The sequence below is a fragment of the Paenibacillus sp. JNUCC32 genome (assembly GCF_014863545.1).
Lineage (GTDB): Bacteria > Bacillota > Bacilli > Paenibacillales > Paenibacillaceae > Paenibacillus_AQ > Paenibacillus_AQ lautus_A.
Window position 1 is genome coordinate 6,258,199 of sequence record NZ_CP062260.1, and the last position, 25,883, is coordinate 6,284,081.

Consider the following 25,883-nt stretch of genomic DNA (forward strand, 5'->3'; position numbering starts at 1 on the left):
TGCAAAAGCGCCCGGTCAGATCTGAATCCATGCCGATTCAGTCTGCCGGGCGCTTATTCGGTTTATGCGGATGTGTTACGATTTCCTTCAACGCAAAGCATGGAAGTACATGGGCCGGTCATAGCGGCAATTGCCTACTCCTTCAGCTGCCGTAACACCGTGATTTCAACCCGGCGGTTCTTCTGCTTGCCTTCGGCGGTCGCGTTGTCCGCGGCCGGCCTCGTATCGGCATAGCCTGCATACTGGAAGCCTCCCGGGTCCAGCTTGCTGTGCTCCAGGAAGAATCGCAGCACCGACATCGCTCGGGCGCCGGAGAGCTCCCAGTTGTCCTTATAGCTGGAGTAGCGGCCGATCGGCACGTTGTCCGTATGCCCCTCGATGCTCACCGTGGTGTTTAAATCGCCGAACAGGCTGGCTAATTTGCCCAGAACCGGAGCGGCGCCAGGTTTAAGCTCGGCCTTGCCGACATCGAACAGGAAGCGGTCGCTTAACGTAATGGCAATCCCCTGCGGCTCGTCCGAGATGAAGATGTCCTCTTCGAGCTGGTTATCCTTCACGTATTGCTGAATGAGCCCCATAAAGTTCGCCAGCTCTTCCTCCTGGGCACGGAAAGCAAGCTCGCGCTCGGTCAGCGGTTCCTGCCCGTTATCCTTGTCCTCGCCTTCCTCGTCGGCAGCAGGCTTCGGCGGAGGATTTTTATGGTTCTCGGTATCGGCAGTTCCGGTAATCCCCGAGCCCATCTCCAGAATGCTGTCCCCGCTCTGGAAGGTGGCCTGCAGGGATTGGGTGACGAGCTTGTATTTTTCCGTGTCGAGCCGGCTCATGGCATACATCACAACAAAAAAGATCAGAAGCAGCGTAATCAGGTCGGCATAAGTGATCATCCAGCGGTCACGCTGTTCGCCTTCGGCCTGTTTGCGCTGACGCCGCCGTCTATTCGGCTGTCTCATGCGCGATCCCCCTTGAGGACGGAATGTCCGTGGTGCCTGCGGAAGCGAAGGAGGCTAGCTTTTTGCGAACCAACAGCGGGTGCTCTCCGTTCTGAACGGCCATGATTCCTTCGAGCAGCAGCTCCATTTTTACAATTTCTTCTTCGGAACGTGCTTTAATCTTGGACGCAATGGGCAAAAAGATAATATTGGCACTTGCGACGCCGTATAAAGTGGCGGTAAACGCGACAGCGATGGACGGGCCGAGACCGGTCGGGTCCTGCAGGCTGCCCAGCACGTGGATCAATCCCATGACGGTACCGATGATCCCCATGGTAGGGGCATAGCCTCCGGCGGACTCGAAAATTTTGGCATAGCCTTCGTGCTTCTGCTCGGCGGCATTGATATCGAGCTCCAGGATTTGACGCACCATTTCCGGGTCGTTGCCGTCCACGACCATCTGCATGCCTTCCCGCAGGAACGGATCCTCGTGTTCGGCCGAGATGCGCTCGAGCGCCAGCACCCCGTCTCTTCTGGCCGTTACCGACATATCGACGATGGCATCAATCAGCTCGTCCGTCGAACGGTTGCTGCGGCCGAAGGCCAGCTTGAGCGCAGCGGGGATCGTACGGAGCCGGGTGGCCGGGAAACTGACGATGACGGCGGCGATGGTCCCGCCGAATACGATAAGCGCAGCCGCGCCTTGCAGCAGGCCGCTCAGATGCCCGCCTTCCCATAAAAACCCTCCGATCAACGCGGCCAGACCGGCGAGAATGCCAAGAATAATCGTAATATCCATAACGCTGTATCATCTCCTTAAGGAAGTTAATTAAGATCATCGGTTCGTATGCTACAAGTTCGACATGAACACTGAAGGCTCCCGAAGTCGTGGAAGCCGGGGACTTAAAGATTTGCCCTGGAACTTATTGAAATTTTCACTAAACTGTTTGCATCAAAAAAACGTAAAGGGTATAATGAGACGGGAACAAATATTCTTATTCCTTACGCAGACACCACTAATTTCCCATAGTATATCATCGGGAAGTTTCGACATATCTTTTAGCATGAATTTCATTTTAGAGTATGAGGGTGATGAAGGGCAATGAGCGATTTAGTTGTCAGTACCAAATCCTTTGAGATCCAGTCTGAATTCCAGCCGCAGGGCGATCAGCCCACGGCTATTGATGCGTTGGTCGAAGGACTCCGCCAAGGGAAAAAACATCAGACGCTGCTAGGTGCAACAGGAACGGGTAAGACGTTTACGATCGCGCAGACAATCGCCAAGGTAAACCGTCCCACACTCGTCATTGCGCATAACAAGACGCTGGCTGCGCAGCTGGCCAGTGAGTTTAAGGAATTCTTCCCGAACAACTCGGTGGATTATTTCGTGAGTTATTACGATTACTATCAACCGGAAGCCTACATTCCTTCCTCCGATACGTATATCGAGAAGGATTCCAGCATTAATGAAGAGATCGATAAGCTTCGCCACTCCGCCACGAGCTCGCTGTTCGAACGGCGCGACGTCATCATCGTGGCGAGCGTATCCTGCATATACGGTTTGGGTTCGCCGCACGAGTACGGAGAAATGCTGCTTTCGCTCCGGGTGGGCATGGAGAAGCCTCGCAACGAGATTCTGTCGCGGCTGGTCGATATCCAATACCAGCGGAACGATATCAACTTCGTGCGCGGCACGTTCCGCGTGCGCGGGGATGTCGTCGAGATCTTCCCGGCCTCGAAGGGAGAGCATGCCGTCCGCGTCGAGCTGTTCGGCGACGAGATCGAACGGATCACGGAGATCGACGTTTTGACGGGCGAGCTGGTTGGGGAACGCGAGCATATCGCCATCTTCCCGGCGTCTCACTTCGTCACCCGCGAAGAGACGATGCGGGTAGCGCTCGTGAATATCGAACGCGAACTGGAAGAGCGCCTTGAACTGCTGCGCTCGGAAGGCAAGCTGCTGGAGGCTCAGCGGCTGGAGCAGCGCACCCGTTACGACATCGAGATGATGAAGGAAGTCGGATTCTGCTCCGGGATCGAGAACTATTCGGGTCCCCTGACCTTCAGGGAGCCTGGGGCTACGCCATATACGCTTCTCGATTACTTCCCGGACGACATGCTGTTCGTCATTGACGAGTCGCACGTTACGCTGCCGCAAATCCGCGCGATGTACAACGGTGACCGGGCACGTAAAACGGTGCTGGTTGATCATGGCTTCCGCTTGCCGTCCGCGCTCGATAACCGGCCGCTGAAGTTCGAGGAATTCGAGGAGAAGGTGAACCAGATCATCTATGTATCGGCCACGCCGGGACCGTATGAGATGGAGCACTGCGATACGATGGTCGAACAGATCATCCGGCCGACAGGCCTGCTCGATCCGATCATCGACGTGCGCCCGACCGAAGGGCAGATCGATGACTTGATCGGCGAGATCCATGACCGCGTGGACCGGGACGAGCGCGTGCTCGTGACCACGCTCACGAAGAAAATGGCCGAGGATTTGACCGATTACCTGAAGGAAATCGGAATCAAGGTCCGTTACATGCACTCCGATATCAAAACGCTGGAGCGGATGCAGATCCTGCGAGATCTGCGGCTTGGTACATTCCACGTGCTGGTGGGTATTAACCTTCTACGGGAGGGTCTTGACCTGCCGGAGGTTTCCCTCGTAGCGATTCTGGATGCGGACAAGGAAGGTTTCCTGCGTTCCGACCGCTCGCTCATCCAGACGATCGGACGGGCGGCCCGGAACTCGGAAGGCAAGGTTATCATGTACGGCGACAAGATCACCGATTCGATGGATCGGGCGATCAAGGAAACCGAGCGCCGTCGCAGCATCCAGGTTGCTTACAACGAGGAGCACGGCATCACGCCGCAGACGATCCGCAAGAAGGTGCGCGATGTCATCGAAGCGACGAAGGTCGCCGAGGGCAAGGCGGATTACCTGGTGGGCGAAGGACAGAAGATGTCGAAGAAAGAGCGTCAGAAGCTGATCCAACGCCTCGAGGCCGAGATGAAGGAAGCGGCGAAGAATTTGCAATTCGAGCGTGCGGCCGAGCTTCGTGACGCGCTGCTGGAACTGCAAGCCGAGTAATAAGGAGAGACGAATGACAAGGGGGACGGCCTATGCGGTCGTTCTCTTTGTGAAATATAAGCACCACATGCATGCCATATGGAGTAGGAGATGATATCGTTTGGCCAGTGAAAAAATTGTGATCAAAGGCGCCCGCGCACACAATCTGAAAAATATCGACGTCACGATACCGCGTGACAAGTTTGTCGTTCTGACGGGGCTTAGCGGCTCGGGCAAATCCTCCCTCGCATTCGATACGATTTATGCCGAGGGTCAGCGCCGTTACGTGGAATCCTTATCCGCTTATGCGCGCCAGTTCCTCGGACAGATGGAGAAGCCGGATGTCGATTCCATTGAAGGCCTGTCGCCGGCGATATCGATTGACCAGAAAACCACGAGCCGCAATCCGCGCTCGACGGTAGGCACCGTGACGGAAATTTACGATTATTTGCGTCTGCTGTTCGCCCGGGTCGGACACCCGCACTGTCCGGACCATGGGGTGGAAATTACCTCCCAGACGGTCGAGCAGATGGTAGACCGCATCATGCAGTATCCCGAGAAGACGAGACTGCAAATTCTCGCGCCGGTCATTTCCGGCCGCAAGGGCGAGCACAAAAATCTGTTTGCCGACATTGCGAAGCAGGGCTTCGTTCGGGTGCGCGTCGATGGGGAGCTTCGCGATCTGTCGGAGAACATCGAGCTTGAGAAGAATAAAAAGCATACGATCGAGGTGGTAGTGGACCGGATCGTGGTGAAGGAAGATATCGAGGCCCGCCTCGCCGATTCGATCGAGACGGCACTGAACCTGTCAGGCGGCCAGCTCCTGGTCGATATCATGGGTCAGGAGGAGCTGAGGTTCAGCTCCAACTTTGCCTGCCCGATCTGCGGCTTCAGCATGGAAGAGTTGACGCCGCGAATGTTCTCCTTCAATACGCCTTTCGGTGCTTGCCCGGATTGCGACGGCTTGGGCGTGGAGATGATCGTGGATCCAGAGCTGCTTGTGCCGGATATGAGCAAAAGCGTCGAGGAAGGCGCCTTTGCCGCATGGAGCGGGGGCACATCCACGTATTATCCGCAGTTTTTGAAATCGGTCTGCGCGCATTTCGGCATTCCGCTGGACAAGCCGGTCAGTACCTTTAGCCAGGAACAGATGAATAAACTGTTGTACGGCACGGGCAAAGAGAAGGTTCACTTCCGTTATGAGAATGACTTCGGTCAGCGGAAGGAAGCGCACGTCACCTTCGAGGGCATCATTCCGAATCTGGAACGCCGCTACCGCGATACGAACTCCGAGGGTATCCGCGAATACATCGAAGGCTATATGAGCAGCAAGCCGTGCGATGTATGCAAAGGCCATCGTCTCCGTAAGGAAAGCTTGGCCGTTACGATCAATGATCGCAACATGGCCTATGTTACCAGCTTGTCGATCGGAGAGTCCCTGAAATTCTTCGATCATCTGGAGCTTAGCGAGAAAGAAAAACAGATTGCCAATCTCATCTTGAAAGAGATTCACAGCCGCTTGGGCTTCCTGGTTAATGTCGGGCTGGATTACCTGACCCTCAGCCGTTCGGCGGGAACGCTGTCCGGCGGAGAAGCGCAGCGGATCCGGTTAGCCACGCAGATCGGATCGAGCCTCATGGGCGTGCTGTACATTCTGGACGAGCCGAGCATCGGGCTGCATCAGCGGGATAACGACCGACTGATCTCCACGCTGGAGCATATGCGGAATTTGGGCAATACGCTGATTGTGGTCGAGCATGACGAAGACACGATGATGGCCGCGGACTATATCATCGACATCGGCCCGGGCGCAGGTATTCATGGCGGCCAAGTCATTGCGGAAGGAACGCCGAAGGAGATTATGAACGACCCCAACTCGCTGACGGGCCAATACCTGAGCGGGCGTAAGTTCATTCCGGTCAGCAGCAAGCGCCGCAAGACCGATGGACGCTGGCTGGAGATTAAGGGCGCGAAAGAGAACAATCTGAAAAATATTAACGTGAAGATTCCGATTGGCGTGTTTACGGCGGTAACGGGCGTATCCGGATCCGGCAAGTCGACGCTGGTCAACGAGATCCTGTACAAGACGCTCGCTCGGGATTTGAACAGGGCGAAGGTACGTCCGGGGCAATACCGTGAAATGAAAGGTCTGGAGCACATCGAGAAGGTCATCGACATCGACCAATCTCCGATCGGCCGTACGCCGCGTTCCAACCCGGCAACCTATACAGGCGTCTTCGACGATATCCGGGATATATATTCCCAGACGAATGAAGCGAAGATTCGCGGATACAAGAAGGGCCGCTTCAGCTTTAACGTGAAGGGCGGACGCTGCGAGGCCTGCCGCGGAGACGGCATTATCAAGATTGAGATGCACTTCCTGCCGGATATCTACGTGCCTTGCGAAGTTTGCAAGGGCAAGCGTTACAACCGCGAAACGCTGGAAGTCAAATATAAAGGCAAGAACATCGCCGAAGTCCTGGAGATGACGGTGGAGAATGCAACGGATTTCTTCCAGAACATTCCGAAAATTCACCGTAAGATGCAAACGCTGATGGATGTGGGCCTGGGCTACATTACGCTGGGTCAGCCTGCCACCACGCTGTCCGGCGGCGAGGCGCAGCGCGTGAAGCTGGCTTCCGAGCTGTACCGCCGCAGCACAGGCAAAACGATGTATATCCTGGATGAGCCGACCACCGGCCTGCACGTGGACGATATCGATCGTCTGCTCGTCGTGCTTCACCGCCTGGTGGAATCCGGGGAGTCCGTCCTCGTCATCGAGCATAATCTCGATGTCATTAAGACCGCGGACTATCTGATCGACCTGGGTCCGGAGGGCGGCAGCGGCGGCGGTACCATTATCGCTACGGGAACGCCTGAGGATCTGGTCAAGGTGCCTGAGTCTTACACAGGCAAGTATCTGAAGCCGATTCTGGAACGCGATACGAAGCGAACCGAGGAATTGAACAAGGTGGAAGCAGCCCGCTAATAAACGTTAGCGGACGTAAAGTTGTTCTTTGTCGGCATGGGAATTGCCTAGCAATGGGAATGGCACATTGCCATTCTCAATGCCGGCATCGATAAGAAAATGAGAGGAGTCCCTGGTGGAATTGCCAGGGGCTCTTTTTTTGTGATGGTCGACAGCCATCCGAGCATGCCCCGGACCACGAACCGTGCGAGCAGGGAGCGGCGAGCAAGTCATTTAGAGAAAACTTCAAGGAATGCACTTATGTCCGGCGTTATTTTCATGCTATCCTCCAATATCTTCGTATTCCAAGATATGGTATGATCTTGGTGATTTCGTTAAAACGGAGGGATTGTATGAAGAGGATCACCTGTTCCATTCTGATCGTTTTGGCAGCAAGTGCTTTATACATAAACTCAACCGACGGCGTACAGGCAGAGGTAGGGGGACCCGTTACGGATCGCGTGCAGGCAGAGATGGGGGTATCCGTTTCGGGTGTGAAACACTTCAATGCACAGGAAGCCCTTACCCGATTAAATAAAGGGTTCCTTCCCCTAGACGGGCAGGGGAAGTCTAGCTCGACAGAGGCTATAAGCCGGCAGGATTTTGTCATATTCATCGTCCACATGTTAAACCTAAACGCGGATAGTCCTCCGGAAGTCATTACCTTTAAGGATGTGCCTAAGGATCATTATGCCTTCACCGCGATCGAAGCTGCGGTTCAGGAAGGGCTGGTCAAAGGGGTCGGCAACGGGAGATTCGGGCTCGGATTGCCGCTGACGCGTCAGGATATGGCTATGCTGTATCAAAGAGCTCTGCGAGGGATATCCGATAAGATCGGATCCGGCGCGGAACCTTCACAGCAGAATTTAGAGGAGGGATCCTACAGCAATGATGCCAAGGAAGCTATGGCACTGGCCTTGGAATTAGGACTGTTTCGGGTATCCGGCATTGACGGTTTGAACCCCAAGGGTACCGTCACTCGGAAAGAAGCTGTCTGGGCTACAGCCAAATGGCTGGAATCCGTGGAGTCAATCGATTTGAACGCTGCCGTGAGCGAAACGGAAACACCGCCGCCGAATAGCCCTCTTCCTGTCATTCATGGCGTCGTTGCTACTTCATCGGGAACAACCTCGGCAACTCCTGTTCATTCCGGACCAACGCAAGCTCCGACAGAGACGGGACCTTCAGCTACCGTATCGGAGGCTTTGCCAACAACGGCACCATCAGCTCCGAATGATCTGAAGTTCCACCATGTGAAGGGGCAGGCTCAATTAACCTGGACGCATCAGCAGGGCGTGACCTACAATATCTATTCCAGCGGACAATCGGGAGCGGGGTATGCCTTATTGGCTGAGGGATCGAATGTGGACGCAGGTTCTTATGCCATTACGGATGTACGTTTTCAAGAGCCCTCTTACTACGTGATCGAGGCTGTGAACAGCTTCGGCAAGAGCGGTTACTCTAACGAAGTTTCGAGCCGCCCGAATAAAGTGTCGGGCCTTCAGGCCATCCTAAATGAGGAAGATGAATCCATTGCTTTAACCTGGTCAGATGCACAGGAAGGCGTAACCTATCATGTATACTACACAGGACCCGACGGAACGGGGGCACGTTTGAACGATGAACCGTTAGAGAGCCCGGCCTATCTCATTCCGAATCTCCATATGCTGGCAGGTCTGCCCGGCCGGTATACGATTCATGTGGTCGCCGTGAACGAATGGCATATCCGCAGCGAACCGTCCAACGAGGTAACTTTGGATGTCAGAAAGGACCCCGTGGATCGGATCACGATCATGGATCCTTCCGTGGCTTTGCCAAGCGAGGATCTGGCGGAGGAGACGGTAACCGAGCAGGAGTCGGCTCCAGAGGAACAAAAGGATCAGGAGGAGTATGAGGATCCCATTCTCGATCCCACCCGGGTACCTCTTGGATAACGGAACAACCTGTGTTAGGTTCCATTTCGTTAGCTTGATCTAGTCCCTGCCATGATGAAAGTCATGCTAATGTCTGACAATTTGGTTAAAAATGAGAAATTTCTATGACTTTTTTTCATTTTTAGGGGCGGAGGGCTTGCATCTGGACGGGCACATGGATAACATAGAAGAAGATATGTAAATTTGCCCGAGAAGAAACCCACGAGGAGGTACGTTTCATGATCCTTGCAGCAGCATCGGATGCGACCGCGACATTTAAGACATTTGATATTTTCATGATTTTGTTTACGATTCTGATCTTTGTTGGCGTGGTTCGCCTGTTGATGGCCCGTCAAAAAAATAAATTCGCAATCGCTTTCGGTCTCGTCAGCTTATTTGTGTTCTTGTATTCTGACTATGCCATGATTACAGGATGGTTTAACAATTAGGTTGGCGTGATGCACGCTATTAAAGCGGCTTCATGACGAATGGAATGAAATACATACAAACAAGACGCCCTTCTGCTACCTGCAGTGTGAAGGCGTCTTTTTGTTTCTTCGAGGGCAAGTTACACGATCCGCAGGAAAAACGTAAAAGAAATAGGTCTATCAGCAATGGTTACAAATGGAAAAACATGATAAATTGAGGAGTACAAGTTGGGTAGAGGATGGAACCGGGGGAGGAACATACCAATTGAAAAACGTACAATGGCAAAAAAGATCCGCGGCCATGCTGCTGGGGACCGTCATTTTGGCAGGAAGCAGCGGCATGCTCACACAGGCAGAGGTTGCGGATGCAGCAAGCGCGAAGCCTAAGAATACATATGAGCAAAACGAGGTGCCTCAAGTCATCAGCCGGATGTCGCCGTCGGTGGTCGGCATTATCGGGAAGGCCGCTCAAGGAAGCGGCGAAGTGGACGACAGATACAACCTGGCGCATGGCACGGGAGTCATCTGGAAGTCGGACGGCTGGATCGTGACGAACGCCCATGTGGTGGACGGGCTTACCGGAATCACGGTCGTGACCGCAGACGGCAAATCCTATAAAGCCAAGGGCGTATACAGCGATCCCAAGAGCGATATTGCGTTGGTCAAAATCAATGCCAAGTCCCTGAAGCCGGCCAAATTTGCGGCAACAGCGCAGCATGCGCTAGTCGGGGAAACGGTTGTTGCCATTGGCACGCCGATCTCGTTCTCGCTGCGAAACTCGGCCTCGGTGGGCGTGGTTAGCGGGCTAAACCGGAGCGTAGACGGCTCTTATCGCCTGATTCAAACCGACACCGCCATTAACCCGGGCAACAGCGGGGGCCCGCTCGTCAACTTGAAGGGCGAGGTCATCGGGATCAACAGCAAGAAGTTCGCCGCCGTCGGCATTGAAAACATGGGCTTCTCCATACCTGCGGAAACGGTCCGCTACGTTGTGGGGCATTTATTGGAATACGGCGAGGTGATTAGAGCCGGACTCGGATTGGAGCTGGAAGAGAGCTGGTCCGCCATCGTGGGTCTCCCTTCGGACGATCCGTTGACCGTTACGAAGGTGTTGTCCGAGCAGGCCAAGCAGGCCGGCATTCAAGAGGATGACGTATTATATGCGATTAACGGCAAGCGCATTTATTCCGTTGTTGATATCAACGAACGGTTAAAGCCCTATATTCCCGGTCAGCAGGTTCAGCTGCTGATGCAGCGGGATGGGGATATCGTGAACGTAAAACTGACGCTCAGCCAGGACGGTAACGGAGCTGCTTCGTCAAGCGTTGGGGAGGCCGAGTAATGGACAAGAGAGAAAGAACGGAAACTAGCCGTCGCCTGCGGCAGGTGACAGCCGGAACCTTATCGGCGCTGATGTTATTTACGACGTTGTCTCTTCCCGCATGGGGAGATGAAGCGGTTGTGCCGGAGAAGCGTATACTGACCGTGCAAAACGGCAGCAGCACAGCCTCGGTCAATGGCACTTCCTACACGATTGCCAAGCCGCAGCTGAAGCATGGCGTATTGATGGTACCGCTGGGCGTATTCAAGAAAGCGTTTGGCAGCGAGATCAGGCTGGAGGGCGAGAACCGGATACGGCTGCTGCAAGGGCCGCATACGGTCGTGCTCGTCATGGACAACAAGACGGCATGGATCGACGGGAAAAAGGTGCAGCTGCCGGTGGAACCGACCATGGTGTCCGGTACGCTGATGGTGCCGCTGCGCCCGGTTGCGGCGGGAATCGGCGCCAAGGTAAGCTCCTCCCAGGGCAAGCTGGCCATCAGCCTCATGGTCACGGATAAGGAAGAGAAGCAGGACGAGGGCGAAATCAACAACACGACCGGGAAGACCCGAATCGGGAACAGCTATTATGAATGGAGTTTGAATTATCCCTCCTGGATGATGGTTGGAAGAGGCACGGACGATGAGAGCGGTTCGGCTTTCAATGATGCTACGGGCCGCTATTACCTGGAGGTGCACGCATCCTCCCACAAGGTGAAGCTGAGTCCCGATGATCTGCTGGAACGGCTCCTGAAGGAAGTGGGCGACTCCGGAGACGTTGTGCTGCACCAAGAGACGGTCACAAGCGCAGCGGTTCCGTATGCCAGAGTGGTCTCCCGCGATGTTGACGGCGTCTTGTGGGAAGGTCGGCAGTACTATGCCAACGACCGCGTTTATGAACTGTATTTTGCCGATGCCGAAGCGGTTCACTATAAAGATATGGACCAACACGCAGGCTTGCTGGGCTCTTTCCGAACGGCATATCGGGCAGAAGACAAATCTGTAAAAGACGTATCCTCCATCGTGGATGGGTTCCGCGAAGCAGGAAACGAAGAATACGGCATATGGTTCGGCATTCCGGCAGGCTGGGAAATCAACAACAAGGATATGTTATACGGCAGCGAAGGAGAGGGCTATCTGTCCGTCTCGGTGACATCCGCTCCGACGGCGGCCGATGGTACCCTCGCCGCTTGGGGGCAGCGCCTTAAAGACTGGCTGGCCGAATCCTTTGTCGAGGAATCGTACGAATACGTCGGACTTACGCCTGTGGAGATTTCCGGCGTCAAAGGGCAGATTCAAGAGGTTCGGTACAACTTCGGGAATAAATGGATAACGGAATATGAGGTGATGGTCCAGAAGAACGGCTACCGCTATTATCTGGAGTATGCGATACCGGATGGGCAGGAACGGACGGCTTCCAACTGGAAAAAGGTTCTCGAATCAATCGAGATCGATTACGATGTGGTACCGGCAAATTTCGGCCGCATCGGCGAAGAGGGCTACCTGACCGATAAAACCAAGATGAGAAGCAAAAGCTCCGAGACGTACCGCTATCATATCGATATTCCGAGGTACTGGGAGCCGCTGAACGATCAGTTCGAGCAGGGAATCGTGGAGTATGGCTTTGCCGGGGGCGGCTTTGAAATTACCGCCCAAAAGGATACAACAGCTGAAGTCATCGTCAGCAATCTGAAACGGTATTATAACGAAGCCAGCACGGCTTCGTCGGTGAAATTGCTGGGCGTCGATAAGATCACGTTTGCCGGCGTGCCTGCCGTGTCGTTCAAGGTGCATCAGGTGAAGAACGGCGTTGGTTATACGACCGAGGAAATCGTCTTTGAAAGCGGGGATATCGCGTACACGATCATGACAACGCTGAATGATGCCAATGCAACGGAAGTGCAGCAAGCGGCGCTGGCGCGTACGCTCACCTCGTTTGAGCTCGTGAAATAACCCGCAGAATGGAATTATGAACTCACATCATATGGAATAAAGCGAATGTTTGATAACACCGATAGCTGTCCTGCTGCACTCATGGTGCGGATGGGCAGCTATTTTGGTTTAGGCAGCGGAATGACGGGCCCTCATCCGAATAATGTAGAACATATGTGCCGATCAGGGAGCCTGATATGTTAAAATTAAAAAGTGAGAGCAAATGGATCATTCATGAAACCGGCTTGCAGAAGAGGGATAAGCGGATGAAAAAAACGATAGGCATGTTCGCCCACGTGGATGCGGGCAAGACCACGCTGGCGGAGCAGTTGTTATACACGACCCATACGATTCAGGAGCGCGGCCGGGTGGATCACCAGAGCGCATATCTTGATCGTCATGACATTGAAAAAGAACGGGGCATTACCGTATTTGCCGATCAGGCCACCATGCATTTTAACGGTTCCACGTATTATTTAATCGATACGCCGGGTCACGTCGACTTCTCGCCGGAAATGGAGCGGGCCATACAAGTCATGGATGCCGCCGTTGTCGTCATCAGCGCCGTGGAAGGTGTCGAGGGGCATACGGAGACGGTATGGCAGTTACTGCGCAAGCATGGCGTGCCGACGTTCCTGTTTATCAATAAAATCGACCGGGTAGGCGCAGACGTGCCGCGCGTGCTGGCGGAGATTCGCAGCGAGCTTGCCGAAGACGTCTGTTGGGTCACCGAGGAGGATGTGCTGCAGGAAGGCCTGATGCAGTCTTCGCTCATTGAGTTTATTGCGGAGCGGGACGAGAAGCTGCTGGAGCTCTATATGGAAGAGGGATATGAGGTTTCGCGGTGGCTGGATGCGATGATAGCAATGATGCGGAAGGGGGAGCTGTTTCCGTGCTTCAGCGGATCCGCCCTGCAGAACGTGGGCGTAACCCATTTCATGCATCAGTTGGATCTGCTGACGGTAACGGATTACGATCCCGAGGCGGCATTTGCCGGGAGGGCTTATAAGATTCGCCATGATGAACAGGGCGCCCGGCTGACCTATATCAAAGCCACTGGCGGCACGCTGCAGGTGCGGGAAGAAATCACGTATGTCTCCGGAACGGAGACGATCACGGAGAAGGTGACGCATATCCGCTTGATCAATGGGGGGCGGGCAACCCCTGTCGACCGTGTGCATGCGGGCGACCTGTTTGCGGTTACCGGCATTTCCGCTGCTGCGGCAGGAGTCGGGATGGGGGCTCTTAGCGGCCGGACGGTGTACGAGCTGGTGCCGACGCTGAAGTCCAAGGTGCAATTCGAGTCCTCGATTCATCCCAAGGATATGCTGCGCTGCTTCCAGCTGCTGGATGCGGAGGATCCTTCCCTGTCCGTGCAGTGGGACGAGCCGGCACAGGCGATTCATATTCATGTGATGGGCATCATTCAGCTTGAAGTGCTGGAACGAATCGTGTTTGAGCGGTTCGGTTACCGCATTGCGTTTGGCGAGCCGGAGATTTTATATAAAGAGACCATAACGGAGGCTGTTGTGGGAAGCGGCCATTTTGAACCGCTGAAGCATTACGCGGAGGTGCACCTCCGGCTGGAGCCGGGAGAGCGGAACAGCGGCATCGTGTTTGCCAATGCGTGCCATCCGGATATGCTGCCGGTTAATTATCAGCATCTGGTTGCCCAGCATGTTGGCGAGAGGGATCATCACGGGCTGCTTACAGGTTCGCCGGTCACTGATATGAAAATTACCCTGCTGAAGGGACGGGCGCACAACAAGCATACGCATGGCGGCGATTTCAGGGAAGCCACGTATCGCGCTTTGCGACAGGGGCTGGAGAAAACAACCAGTCTGCTGTTGGAGCCATACTATCATTTCAAGGTAAAGGTGGATGCCGAGTTTATCGGACGGTTAATGTCCGATTTGACACAGGCCAAAGCAAGCTTCGATCCTCCGGAAACGGTGGGAGACAAGGTAACGGTCACGGGATCGGCACCCGTATCCACCATGATGAAATATGGAATGGAATTAGCGGCGTACACCAAAGGAAGAGGAACGATATCGCTGGTATACGGCGGATATGACCGGTGCCATAACGAGGCAGAGGTCATTGAACGCAAAGGATACGACAAGAACGCAGACCCGGAATACAGCTCCTCTTCGATATTCTGCGCCAAGGGCAGCGGTTATGCGGTGCCTTGGGATGAAGCGGATCGTCACATGCATGTGTGAAGCGGTGGAAGAGACCAAGTTGTTACGCAAGAGGTTCGCGGTTGTAAGGGAGTTGGAGGATTCATTCAATAAGGTGTGATTGAAGATAGCTGTGGGATTCGTGTATGTACATGCTGGTTCATGAAAAAGAGCTTCTCGGAAAGAACGTGGGAGAGGGTTTATTGATATCCGTAATGAGTTGCGCACGCGTCATATCAAAACTTAACGCGTGCGCATACGGGAGACATTTATGAAGAAAGAGAGCCTTTTTCTACAGGCTGCCCGCGAGACGGCCGCATCGTCCAATACGTAATGGCGGTCGTAATCAGCATTAAGACGCCTGTCATTAAGAATACCGAGTGAATGTTAAAGATGCCGCTGATCATGCCGCCCGCGAGCGGCCCGGCCATCCCGCCGATTTGGTTGGCGGTTTGGTTGAGACTGAACGCGCGCCCGCGGAATTCGCTAGGCGTATGTTTGACCACAAGGCCGTTGAGTGCCGGGAACACGGCACAAAAGAACGCGCCGTAAGCAAAGCGGATGGCCGAGAATGCCCAAATGTTGCTGAACAGGATCTGGGCGAGCGATCCGATTCCGCTGGCGAGCAGGCCGATCAGCAGCACCTTTTGGAACCCGATTTTATCGGCCAGGCGTCCCCAGCGGGCCGCAAACAGGATGCTGGCGATCCCGACGATGGAGAACACAAAGCCGGCAATCATCGAGGTATGCGATGAAGAGCCGCCGATCTGAGCGATATACAGCGGCAGTACGGGCTCGATCGTCATGACGGAGAACTGCGTCAGTACCGTAAGCATGAGCACGGTCATCAGCGCCTTGTTGTGTCCGGCGACCTTAAACGTGTTCATGACGGAGACGCGCTCTTTGCTGGGTACGAATTTCTCTTCTTTGACCCAGAATATGACGAGCAGCGTGGCTGCGAAGCACAGCATCCCTGCCAATCCGAATGCCATCCGGTTGCTGAACAGGGAGGCCAGGGTGCCTCCGATCATCGGGCCCATGATGCCGCCGGTTGCGGTGGCCGTGGACATCATGGAGAGGGCGTAGCCGACTTTTTTCTCGGGGGTATTGGTGCCTACGATCGCGATCGCGCCCGGAATAAAGCCGGAGAGCAGGCCTTGCAGCAGGCGGAGAATCAGCACTTGATACTCGTTCGTGACGAATGCCATCAGTACATAGATGACAAAGAGCACTAAGCCCGCGCGGATAATCATCGGTTTGCGTCCATATTTATCGCCGACGGCTCCCCAGAAGGGAGAGGACAAGGCGCCCGCAAAAAAAGCGGAACTGAACAGCAGTCCCGACCACAATTCCGTATGCTTGGTAACGCCGAGCTCAATCAGAAAAAGCGGGAGAAATGGTATGACCATCGAGAAGCTTGATGAAACGATAAATGAGCCGAACCATAGTATCCATAAATTCTTTTTCCAACTTTCCATGTCTTCTTCATCTCCTGATGTGCGATTTGTTGTACTCCTTCGAGCTTCGCCTCCTGTCTTTTTTAAATAAGTAATGGTGTATGTATTACATGTATCAGAAATAAGAAAGTGTAAGCTTCATGGGCTTACCAGCCTTATTTTTGGAAGAAACGCTTCCTTTACATGTGGATCTTTCACTTGAGTAAGTACGTCGATAAACGTATGACTTTGCGGTCTCGATTGGTGTTCAGTCCATCCGTGCATCGGTTGAGGTCCCAACAGGGCGATCCGGATGCGGATAAAGCAAAACGCCCCCCCAATTTGGTAAACTGGAATCAACCAGACTACCGCACTAAAGCGAAAGGCGTGCAACTTCATCCTACACCACATGTTTTGGATTGGGAAGAGGCGGGGAATGGGGTTAGAGCGGTAGGCGGCTCATATGGGGATGAGGTGGAACCGCCGATTTATCGCATGAATAAAGGGCTTTCAGGATTCCATGAGACGAGGATGCAAGATCTTAAAAATTATTTTTTGGGGAGATCTGATATGAGAGAAACGCTGAAGGATCTATATTCGAATACATTATTCCAGCAAGTGACCGACCGGCTGAAGGAGGCTTATCCGGCATTCGATGCGGACCGGTTCATGACGCTGATTCATAATGAAGCCTGGGAGCAGGAGGAGTTCAAGCAGCGCATCCGGCATATTACGCTGGCCTTAACGGACACGCTGCCTGCTTCTTACCCGGAAGCCGTCGGGATCCTGAAGCAGGTGGCTCCGCATTTCAGAGGCGTGGAATACGTGTTTTTTCCTGATTATGTCGAGGTGAACGGCATGGATGATCTGGAGACGTCGATGGGAGCTTTGGCGGTATTCACGCATTTTTCCACGGCGGAGTTTGCCGTCCGGCCTTTTATCATCCGGGACCAGGATCGGATGCTGGCCCAGATGATGACATGGGCGCAGTCCGATGACGAGCATCTGCGCCGATTGGCGAGTGAAGGCTGCAGACCGCGCCTGCCTTGGGCGCCGCAGCTGCCGGCCCTGATCAAGGATCCGCGCCCGGCGCTGCCGATTCTGGAGCAGCTGAAAGAGGACTCCTCCTTGTATGTTAGAAAAAGCGTCGCCAATCACTTGAACGATATCTCCAAGGATCACCCGGAGCTTGTGTTGGAGATCGCAGCCAAATGGTATGGCCGCCATCCGCTAACGGATTGGATCGTACGTCATGCGCTGCGTTCGCTGCTGCGAAAAGGGGATATCCGGGCACTGGCTATTTTCGGATACGAGGAGCTTGAGAAGCTGGAAGGACTGGAGGTGCGCGAGCTGCGCATCAAACGTTCCGTGATTACGATGGGGGACGATTTGGAGTTCGCTTTTCAGGTAGTCAACGAAACCGGCTATCCGATGGCGCTCCGCATCGATTACGAGATCGATTATATGAAGGCAAGCGGCAAGCTTGCGCCGAAACGCTATAAATGCTCGGACAAGATTTATGCGCCGGGATGCTGGAAGGTCGAGAAGAAGCAATCGTTTAAGCCGATTTCTACCCGCCGCTTCTATTCCGGCGATCACCGCCTTCACATCGTCGTGAACGGCAAGCGTTTGGCCAGCATGGATTTTGTGCTGGAGGGCGCGGAGTAAGAGTAGGGGCGTGGTGCAGGGGATGTACTGGCAAACCTAGGGGCAGGTCGTGCACAGATAAAACTGTAATGGAGGAATCCTGGAACCAGTTGAAGGATTGGGGCGATTCCTTTTTAAAGTTTTGTACATCGTGTGCACTGCTCCCTGTGTGCACGGTGCGTGGTCGTTGGGACATTCTTGGATGGCTGCCGACCGCTGAGATGTTAAGGAGATTCTGACTACAGGATTTTGAAATCCCAATGCGGCATCCCTGGCATAAAGGTAAGGGAAAGTAATCTCCTTAGGCAGAGAAAAGAGAATTAAGAGCACTAGCCCCGCACGGTGATCATGCGCCAGTAACAGCCACAGAGGATCATGTGAGGCAAGCTTTCCGATGGGAGGGCTTGTTTTTGTTTTGCACAAAACCGAGTGCCATGCGGATTATGGCAACACTATCAAATGTGTGGAAATCAAGTTAGCAGGTAGAAGAGAAGCCGGACTTTTGGTACACTAGATAAGTTGAAAAGCTTTAAAATGGTTTACAAACAATTGATATAGATGTCGGATGCCCTGTTCTATGAACATAGAGTATGGCTAGCAGGTTTCAATGGAAGAATAGTAGTACACAGCACGCCGGCTTGGACCGGTCTGGGAGGATATAGATGGACACGAAAGCACTACGAAGAGAAGACGTGGAGCTGCTGGCGCCGGCAGGGGATTGGGATTGCATGCGAGCCGCGGTGGCGAACGGGGCGGACGCGATCTTTTTTGGGGTCGAAAAATTTAATGCGCGCGCACGGGCGAACAATTTCCGGATGGACGAGCTGTCCGAAATTATGGCCTTTTTGCACAGTTATGGGGTTAAGGGGTTCCTGACCTTCAATATTCTGGTGTTTGAGAACGAGTTGGAGGATGCCAAGGAGCTGATCGATGCGTGCGTGGATGCCGGCGTGGACGCGGTGATCGTGCAGGATCTGGGTTTGGTGAAAATGATTCGCGAGATTTCTCCGGATTTCCCGATCCACGGCTCAACGCAGATGACGATTACGTCGCCGGAGGCCGTCGAGTTTACGAAGCCGTTTAACATGGAACGCGTCGTGCTGGGACGCGAGAATAATTTGAAGCAAATCCAAAAGATCGGGGAGCAGGCGAAGCTGCCGATGGAGGTATTCGTGCATGGTGCGCTATGCGTATCTTATTCGGGCCAATGCCTGACTTCCGAAATGTGGGGCGGCCGGTCCGCCAATCGCGGAGAGTGCGCGCAGGCCTGCCGTCTACCGTACGATCTGATCGTGGATGGCGAGCAGAAGCCGATGGGCGATGTTGCTTACTTGCTCTCGCCAAAAGATCTGGCCGCGATCGATCTGATGCCGGAGCTGATTGAAGCGGGCGTGACCTCGTTCAAGATCGAGGGCCGTTTGAAGAGCCCGGAATACGTGGCTAACGTCGTGAGCAAGTACCGGAAGGCGATCGACCGGTATTTTGACGGCGAGGATGCGAGACCGAGTAAGGAAGAGGTTCGCGAGCTGCAGCAGAGCTTCTCCCGCGGCTTCACCCATGGCTTCCTGGATGGAACGAACAATAAAAAGCTGGTCGAGGGCACGTTCCCGAAAAGCCGCGGCGTGTACCTCGGGCGGGTGGAGCAGATTCTGCGCGATGGGGTCGTCTGCAAGCTGGATGCACCGCTGAAGCGCGGGGACGGTATCGTGTTTGATGCCGGGGACCCAACGAAAAAAGAAGAAGGCGGACGCGTCTACGACGTGCGCCGCAAAGGCGTCAAGCTGGAGGGCGAAGCGCAGGAAGGCTGGATTGTCGATATCGTTCCCGGCCGGAGCGACGTAGACCTGCGCAAGCTGCATGTCGGCGATCGGATCTGGAAGACGAACGATCCGGCGCTGGATAAGCGCCTTCGTCAGACGTACGAGACGGAGAAGCCGTACCGGGTATTCCCGGTACATGTGCGGGTCAGCGGCCGTCCTGGACAGCCGCTGTCGACCTGGTGGACCGATGTGCAGAAAGGCACGACGGTCCAGGTGGATTCGGAGCTGGAACTGGAGATCGCCCAGAAGCGGCCGCTCAGCCAGGAGATCCTGGAGGAGCAGCTTGGCCGCCTGGGCGGAACGGTGTTCCAGCTTGAGGCACTCGACGTCGACCTGTACGGCGACGTCATCGTGCCGATTCGCGAGCTCAACAGCATCCGCCGCCGTGCGGTGGAGCTGCTCGCCGGCGAGCGGCCGAAGCCGCCCGTGTACGTGAAACGGGCGGTGTCGGTGTATGGCGATGCGGCTGCGCCCGCAGCGCCCGTGGCCCGCGGTGAGGCGAAGCTCACCGCGCTGTGCCGCAGCCTCCCGCAGGTTGAGGCTGCGCTTGAGGCCGGCGTCGAGATGATCTACGCCGACTTCGAGTTCATCAAGCAGTTCCCGGCAGCGGTGGAAGCCGTGCGTGCAGCCGGTAAGCAGATTGCGCTGGCAACGCCGCGCATTCACATGCCGGGCGAGAACGGCTACCACAACAACATCCTGCGCCTCCAGCCGGACGCCGTGCTGGTGCGCAACACCGGTGCGCTGTATTTCTACCTGCGCCACCGGATGGAGAACCCGGGGGCGAAGCATCCCCGGCTGATCGGCGACTTCTCCCTGAACATTGCCAACCACAAGGCGGTTGACCTGTTCGTCGAAGCCGGATGCGACGCCGTCACGCCTTCCTATGACCTGAACATCCAGCAGATGGTGGATCTTCTCGGGAAGGCCGACACATCCAAGATGGAGATCGTCATCCATCAGCATCTGCCGATGTTCCATACGGAGCACTGCGTGTACTGTACCTTCCTCAGCGAAGGAACGGACTTCACTAACTGTGGACGTCCTTGTGAAGAGAGCCGCGTATCCCTACAGGACCGGATCGGCATGTCCCACCCGGTTCGAGTGGACGAAGGCTGTCGGAACACGGTGTACAATGCCATCGAGCAATCCGGCGCCGAGTACCTGGCCAACTTCATGGAGCTGGGCGTATCCAGCTACCGCGTTGAATTCCTCGAGGAAACGCCGGAGCAAGTCCACGAGGTCATCGATCTCTACAACCGCGCCCTGCGAGGCGAGATCAGCGGCACTCAGGTGTGGAAGAAGCTGAAGGCGACCAACCAGCTTGGCGTTACGCGGGGGCAGCTGGTGAAGTAAGGAAGCAGTACGCGGATTGCGTTTATACCGAGATAATATGAGGGAGTGATGCCAAGTTAGGCATCACTCCTTTTTGCGTCGGCACGCTTCGTTTCTGCGCGTTCATGGCGGTGCTTGGATCGATAATGGAATAGAAACCCGACGTTCGGCTCGACGATCCAACTGAAGCCGCGTTTGATCCAGGACGAGGATAGCAGCCAGGTTATGACTGCGCCGAGCAGAATCAGCAGCAGCTTGCCTCCCGTGGACCGGAACGCTTCGAACCAGCCCAGATGCTGCATCGTTTTGACGATAAACCCATGAAGCAAAAAGACGTACATGGTATTCACCCCACGGTCCGTGAAGGGCGTTTCCGACCTCGGAATGAGGGAGAGGACGCATAGCCCCATGATGACGGTGAAGGCGTAGGTGATCATACGGTAGAGGCCTGCATACCACGAGTCCAAGCCAAACTCCAGGTAAGGCATCGCCCCGTAGAACCAGTTAGTTGGCAGGATCGGCGATATGACGTACAGCAAGACAAATCCGGAGGAAAGCAGGATGATCGAGAGCAGTTGTAATGGCCGGGCCTTGATGGCATCCAGCCATTCCCTTTTGAAAACATACCCGATGAGAAAAAAGGGCAGGAAGTAAAGCGTGCGCGAAATGCTGGCGTAATAGTCGACATCGATCGAGTACCCGAGCATGATGGACATCGCGAAACAGACGACGAGCGGGTATTTGAGCATCAGCAGGTATGGCAGAAGCATTTTCCACAGCATCATGCTGAACAGGAACCACAGGATCCAATTGGGGTAAAAGTACGTGAAATCGATCCGATCCAAGCCTTGCATGTAATAGTCGAACAGGGTATAGAGCGTCTCGAATATGAAATACGGCACGACCAGTCCCGACAGCAGGCCGACGTATTGTTTGGGGGATTGAATGCATTTGGCGAAATAACCGGCCGCAAATATAAACAGCGGCATATGAAACGAGTAAATGAACTGATAGATCGCTCCCATCGCTGCTTCGCCGTTAAACGGCTCGATGAGATGCCCCACGACTACCAACAGGATCAGTATGAATTTGAGGTTATCGAAATAGGCGTCTCTCTCTTTCAACAGCAACCAGCTCCTTTGGCTTTTCGGTCCATCGAAGTTTCGTACTAGTATATCGGACGGTAAGGGGGCTTTCCATGGTTAAAGTTGGAAGGTATTGTCTCCAGTTTTCTGTCTCTCCTTGAAAAAGCCACATCAAAACCGATAAGTGAAGGGAGGGGCAACTCGGCCTAAGCGGCAAGGCCACGAACAATAAGCCGCCTGCCTTAGACAAAAACCGATTTTAATCGATGGGTTAGCCGGACTCATGATACAATGTCATCAATATGGGACACTTACGGGAATGGAGAAGATAGGATGAACATTCGAAAAGCGATCATACCGGCCGCTGGGCTTGGTACGCGGTTCCTGCCGGCCACGAAAGCGATGCCGAAAGAGATGCTACCTATTGTGGACAAGCCGACCATACAATACATCATCGAGGAAGCGGTCGCTTCCGGCATCGAGGACATTATCATTGTGACGGGTAAGGGGAAGCGGGCGATTGAGGATCATTTTGATTCATCATTTGAGCTGGAACATAACCTAGCTGAGAAAGGGAAATGGAGCCTCCTTGAAGAAGTGCGTAAGCCCTCCAACATGGCAGATATCCATTATATTCGGCAAAAAGAGCCCAAGGGGCTGGGTCATGCCATTTGGTGCGCACGCAAATTCATCGGGGACGAGCCGTTTGCGGTGCTGCTCGGCGACGACATCGTGGAGTCGGAAGTACCTTGCCTAAAACAGATGATGAAGGTCTACGACACCTACCAATCTGCCATTGTGGGCGTTCAGCCCGTCGATTGGAATGAAGTCGATCGGTACGGGATCGTAGATGGACTTCAGAAATCAAACCGAATCTATGAAACATCGAGATTGGTAGAGAAGCCATCCCGTGCCGAGGCGCCTTCCAACCTAGCCATCATGGGCCGCTATATTTTGCCGCCGGATATCTTCGACTTACTGGAGAATCAAGAGGTTGGGAAGAACGGAGAAATTCAGCTGACTGATGCGCTTTCCACCTTAGCTCATCGGAGTCCGATCTATGCATATCACTTTGACGGGATGCGCCATGATGTCGGCGAGAAGTTAGGTTTTATTGAGACCAGCATTCATTATGCATTGCAGCGTGAAGAGTTAAGAGATGATTTGCTTGCTTATTTGAGTGGGGTTTTGGCGAAGGTTCAGTAGAGTAATCTAATAAGACTTAACATATGAAAAAAGGGACAGTTGGGTAGAGGTTTTCTACCACGAACTGTCCCATTTTAATTAGAATTGAAGATTAGCAAGCTGTTGAACATTATCCTTCGCATTCGGATCAACTTGAGTTAATTTCTCCATAAGGGCATCATCGCTTAAGTTTTGCTTTTGCAATGCTGCCAGATACCAACGAACAATTTCCTGTTGGGTTGATTGCGAGAGATCTTCTTGTATGCCAAGCTTTAGTGCTTCCGAAGCCTGTTCTGGCTGATTCATCATGAAGTACATTTTACCTGCATGGAGAATCATATCGGGTGTATTTTCAAAAGGATTACCTTGGAATTGGCCTTCAGGTAATGTAGCTAAATGCTTGATACCTTCTTGTACTTTATCAAAGGCTGATGTTGCCGAATTAAAGTACTTTTCTTTTCCGGCAGTATCCCCTTCACCTAAAGCTTTCATTCCCAGGTCATATCCTTTATTTATTATCTGCTCGTACCAATTGATATCCCATTTAAACTTGTAGGCATTATTGATAAGAATTTCATAAGCTTGTTCAGGCTGTTTGTTCATTTCATAACTCTTAACTAATTGATTCAGCATGGATTTGTTATGAGGCTCATCTTCAAGAACTTGATTTAAGAGATTAGTAGATAGTTGGAAAAAGCCTTCATCCTGACTCTGTTGGTAAAGAGATTGATACAATGAGTTTAATAGAAGGACGGATTCCGGGTGGCTAGGTCGAACGCTGAGATCTTTATCCAGTGGTGCCTTAATCTCTTCAAACGATGTACTAACCTGGACAATTTTTCGAGCCTCCAAACCAGCTTCAGCAGCCTGTACGTAACGGATAGAAGTAATTAGTAAAATAATAGAAGCAAGGCCTACAATAGCAGAGTAGATATTTCTTGCTGTCGAATCTTGCACATTCCATTTTTTAATTGGTTTGCTGTTCATTACGGATGCCATGCCGCCGAGTCCAAGGAACACAAGGATTCCCATGAACACGTAACTCATGTTAAAGTCCAAAATACTGTGAATCAATATTGACAGTACCAAGATGAGATATAGGAAGTGGCTGTTGCGTCCCTCATCATCAGTTTGAACGTACCCGCGGATGTATTTATAGAAGATATACACAATGAATGACATAAATACTAGAAAGCCAATAAGACCAACCTCTATTAAGTATTGAAGGAAGAAGTTATGAGCCTGAGTACTTGTATAAGGGTTGTTCTGATACTGCTCATACAGTGAAGCCCAAGCGCCTCCGCCAGCACCGATAATAGGGTAGTCAGCCAGAACTTTCATGGCATCCTTGTAGAATGTCAACCGTTCAAGGACACTATGTTGGTTGAAGTTAATGTTTTCGAGCCGGACGCTTATATTTTGTGGCAATACATTTTTGAGATTGGTGCCGATGAATAGGAATATCAGCAAGCCACCCAAAACTAAGGAACCGATGGGAATCCACATGTTGGAGGCTTTTTTAGTGGACCAATTGCTTAATGCTTTCTCCAGTTTTGGAGCAATGAAACTTTGAATGACCCATCCAAGAAGTCCTACAATAGCGGACGCACCGAGTAAAATGCCCCAACCTTTAAGGGCGCCACTGCTGCTGAAAGCTTCATTTAAACTCAAGCCCAGCTCTGTTACCGGTTTGGAAATGATCAGCGAAGCCACACCCGCTATACCGCAGTACAGTATCCACAATATTTGTTTAGCTGGCTTCAAGAATAGGAGCAGCAGAACAAATACTACGGGCAGCATGACCAGACCACCACGAGACAATGTTAACAACAGCGATACAATGATGGGTACCAGCATAAAGCTGTGGAAGGCTTTGCCGTACCATTTTTTTGATTTCGTAGCGAAAAAGACTGCTGCAAATAAGAAAGCCATGAGAAAAGCAGCATAAGTATTCGCGTATTGGAACACCGAGGTCAGACGGAGACCGTTAGAGTCAGTCATTACAGCATGAGTATATGTACCGTTTAGGACCGTGTTAGAAAACCATTTCGCAATGGTACCTGCAGTCTTGCCCTGGCCAAACCAATGAAGTAGACCGAAACCAACAATAAGATATGCTACGGCCATAATTGTATTTTGAATGATTCGGTTCCCTAACTTGTCACGGAGTACGTACAAGCCAATGATGAACATAATGGCATAAATACAATTTATGATGATCATATTCATGGCAAGACTATGGGAAGCGGCGCTGATGAGGGATAGTATGTAAGTTAGAGGCAGTAATAGCACACCAACAGCAAGCCAATCTCTTTCATCCTTGAGTTTGATTTGTTTATAGTATTGCGCTGTCCAAAGAAACATTAGGAGACATGCTAAAATAGCAGCCCAGAAGATTGGTTTCTCGAATTGCAACTCTTGACCATTGAATAGAGCCGTTTGGAATGGTGTCCATGTCAGAAACAAGATAATTCCTGATATTAACACCCAAAACAAAGCAGACTTCTTTCCTTCTATCCTCGACTCAGCGGCTTTTTTACCGTATACTGGATTCGACAACGTATTTAGCTCCTTTTCTTGTAGATACGACAATATTTTAGCATAATGACTTGAAGGGAGCTAGGGAACACGT

The 25,883-nt window shown here is 53.0% G+C and carries 15 protein-coding genes; 10 read left to right on the top strand and 5 right to left on the bottom strand.

Annotation, left to right across the window (positions count from 1 at the left end; all coding sequences use genetic code 11):
* Positions 1–134: 134 nt before the first annotated feature.
* Both JNUCC32_RS27625 and JNUCC32_RS27630 read right to left on the bottom strand, forming a co-directional pair.
* On the bottom strand, positions 135–950 hold the full coding sequence (locus tag JNUCC32_RS27625) for an OmpA/MotB family protein (protein ID WP_192570439.1): 816 nt from the start codon (positions 948–950) through the stop codon (positions 135–137).
* Positions 934–1,728 (bottom strand): flagellar motor protein, encoded by a 795-nt coding sequence (locus tag JNUCC32_RS27630; protein ID WP_090909949.1) that lies wholly within the window; start codon positions 1,726–1,728, stop codon positions 934–936. Before JNUCC32_RS27630 ends, JNUCC32_RS27625 begins: the two co-directional genes overlap by 17 nt.
* A gap of 303 nt (positions 1,729–2,031) precedes the next feature.
* On the opposite strand from JNUCC32_RS27630, the gene uvrB reads away from it, so the two are divergent.
* The 7 genes from uvrB to JNUCC32_RS27665 all read left to right on the top strand — a co-directional run bounded on the left by uvrB (position 2,032) and on the right by JNUCC32_RS27665 (position 14,785).
* Positions 2,032–4,023 (top strand): excinuclease ABC subunit UvrB, encoded by a 1,992-nt coding sequence (uvrB, locus tag JNUCC32_RS27635; RefSeq protein WP_009594250.1) that lies wholly within the window; start codon positions 2,032–2,034, stop codon positions 4,021–4,023.
* Positions 4,024–4,123: 100 nt separating this feature from the next.
* Positions 4,124–6,991, top strand: a complete 2,868-nt coding sequence (gene uvrA, locus JNUCC32_RS27640; protein WP_192570440.1) for an excinuclease ABC subunit UvrA — start codon at positions 4,124–4,126, stop codon at positions 6,989–6,991.
* Positions 6,992–7,323: 332 nt separating this feature from the next.
* Complete coding sequence (locus JNUCC32_RS27645; RefSeq protein WP_192570441.1) at positions 7,324–8,904, top strand: S-layer homology domain-containing protein; 1,581 nt, start codon at positions 7,324–7,326, stop codon at positions 8,902–8,904.
* A 218-nt stretch (positions 8,905–9,122) separates the two neighbouring features.
* The gene (locus JNUCC32_RS27650) at positions 9,123–9,332 is read left to right on the top strand and encodes a hypothetical protein (RefSeq protein ID WP_009594213.1); all 210 of its coding nucleotides are present in this window, start codon (positions 9,123–9,125) and stop codon (positions 9,330–9,332) included.
* 244 nt (positions 9,333–9,576) lie between these two features.
* Entirely contained in the window at positions 9,577–10,653 is a 1,077-nt protein-coding gene (locus tag JNUCC32_RS27655) for a S1C family serine protease (RefSeq protein ID WP_228468838.1), read from the top strand.
* Positions 10,653–12,584 (top strand): stalk domain-containing protein, encoded by a 1,932-nt coding sequence (locus JNUCC32_RS27660; protein WP_192570442.1) that lies wholly within the window; start codon positions 10,653–10,655, stop codon positions 12,582–12,584. Before JNUCC32_RS27655 ends, JNUCC32_RS27660 begins: the two co-directional genes overlap by 1 nt.
* Before the next feature lie 245 nt (positions 12,585–12,829).
* Entirely contained in the window at positions 12,830–14,785 is a 1,956-nt protein-coding gene (locus JNUCC32_RS27665) for a GTP-binding protein (protein ID WP_192572742.1), read from the top strand.
* A gap of 227 nt (positions 14,786–15,012) precedes the next feature.
* Here the strand turns inward: JNUCC32_RS27665 and JNUCC32_RS27670 are convergent, their stop codons facing one another.
* Entirely contained in the window at positions 15,013–16,221 is a 1,209-nt protein-coding gene (locus JNUCC32_RS27670; RefSeq protein ID WP_090909955.1) for an MFS transporter, read from the bottom strand.
* Between the two features lie 528 nt (positions 16,222–16,749).
* Between JNUCC32_RS27670 and JNUCC32_RS27675 the strand changes: the two genes are divergently transcribed.
* Positions 16,750–17,847, top strand: coding sequence for a DNA alkylation repair protein (locus JNUCC32_RS27675; protein ID WP_192570443.1), 1,098 nt, complete (start codon positions 16,750–16,752; stop codon positions 17,845–17,847).
* Positions 17,848–18,488: 641 nt separating this feature from the next.
* Complete coding sequence (locus JNUCC32_RS27680) at positions 18,489–21,002, top strand: U32 family peptidase (protein ID WP_090909957.1); 2,514 nt, start codon at positions 18,489–18,491, stop codon at positions 21,000–21,002.
* A gap of 56 nt (positions 21,003–21,058) precedes the next feature.
* Here the strand turns inward: JNUCC32_RS27680 and JNUCC32_RS27685 are convergent, their stop codons facing one another.
* The gene (locus JNUCC32_RS27685) at positions 21,059–22,105 is read right to left on the bottom strand and encodes an acyltransferase family protein (RefSeq protein WP_192570444.1); all 1,047 of its coding nucleotides are present in this window, start codon (positions 22,103–22,105) and stop codon (positions 21,059–21,061) included.
* A gap of 294 nt (positions 22,106–22,399) precedes the next feature.
* On the opposite strand from JNUCC32_RS27685, the gene galU reads away from it, so the two are divergent.
* Positions 22,400–23,272: a UTP--glucose-1-phosphate uridylyltransferase GalU gene (gene galU, locus JNUCC32_RS27690; RefSeq protein ID WP_192570445.1), complete on the top strand. Its 873-nt coding sequence runs from the start codon at positions 22,400–22,402 to the stop codon at positions 23,270–23,272.
* A 78-nt stretch (positions 23,273–23,350) separates the two neighbouring features.
* Here galU and JNUCC32_RS27695 read toward each other — a convergent pair whose 3' ends face one another.
* Complete coding sequence (locus JNUCC32_RS27695; RefSeq protein WP_192570446.1) at positions 23,351–25,810, bottom strand: O-antigen ligase family protein; 2,460 nt, start codon at positions 25,808–25,810, stop codon at positions 23,351–23,353.
* Positions 25,811–25,883: the final 73 nt, after the last annotated feature.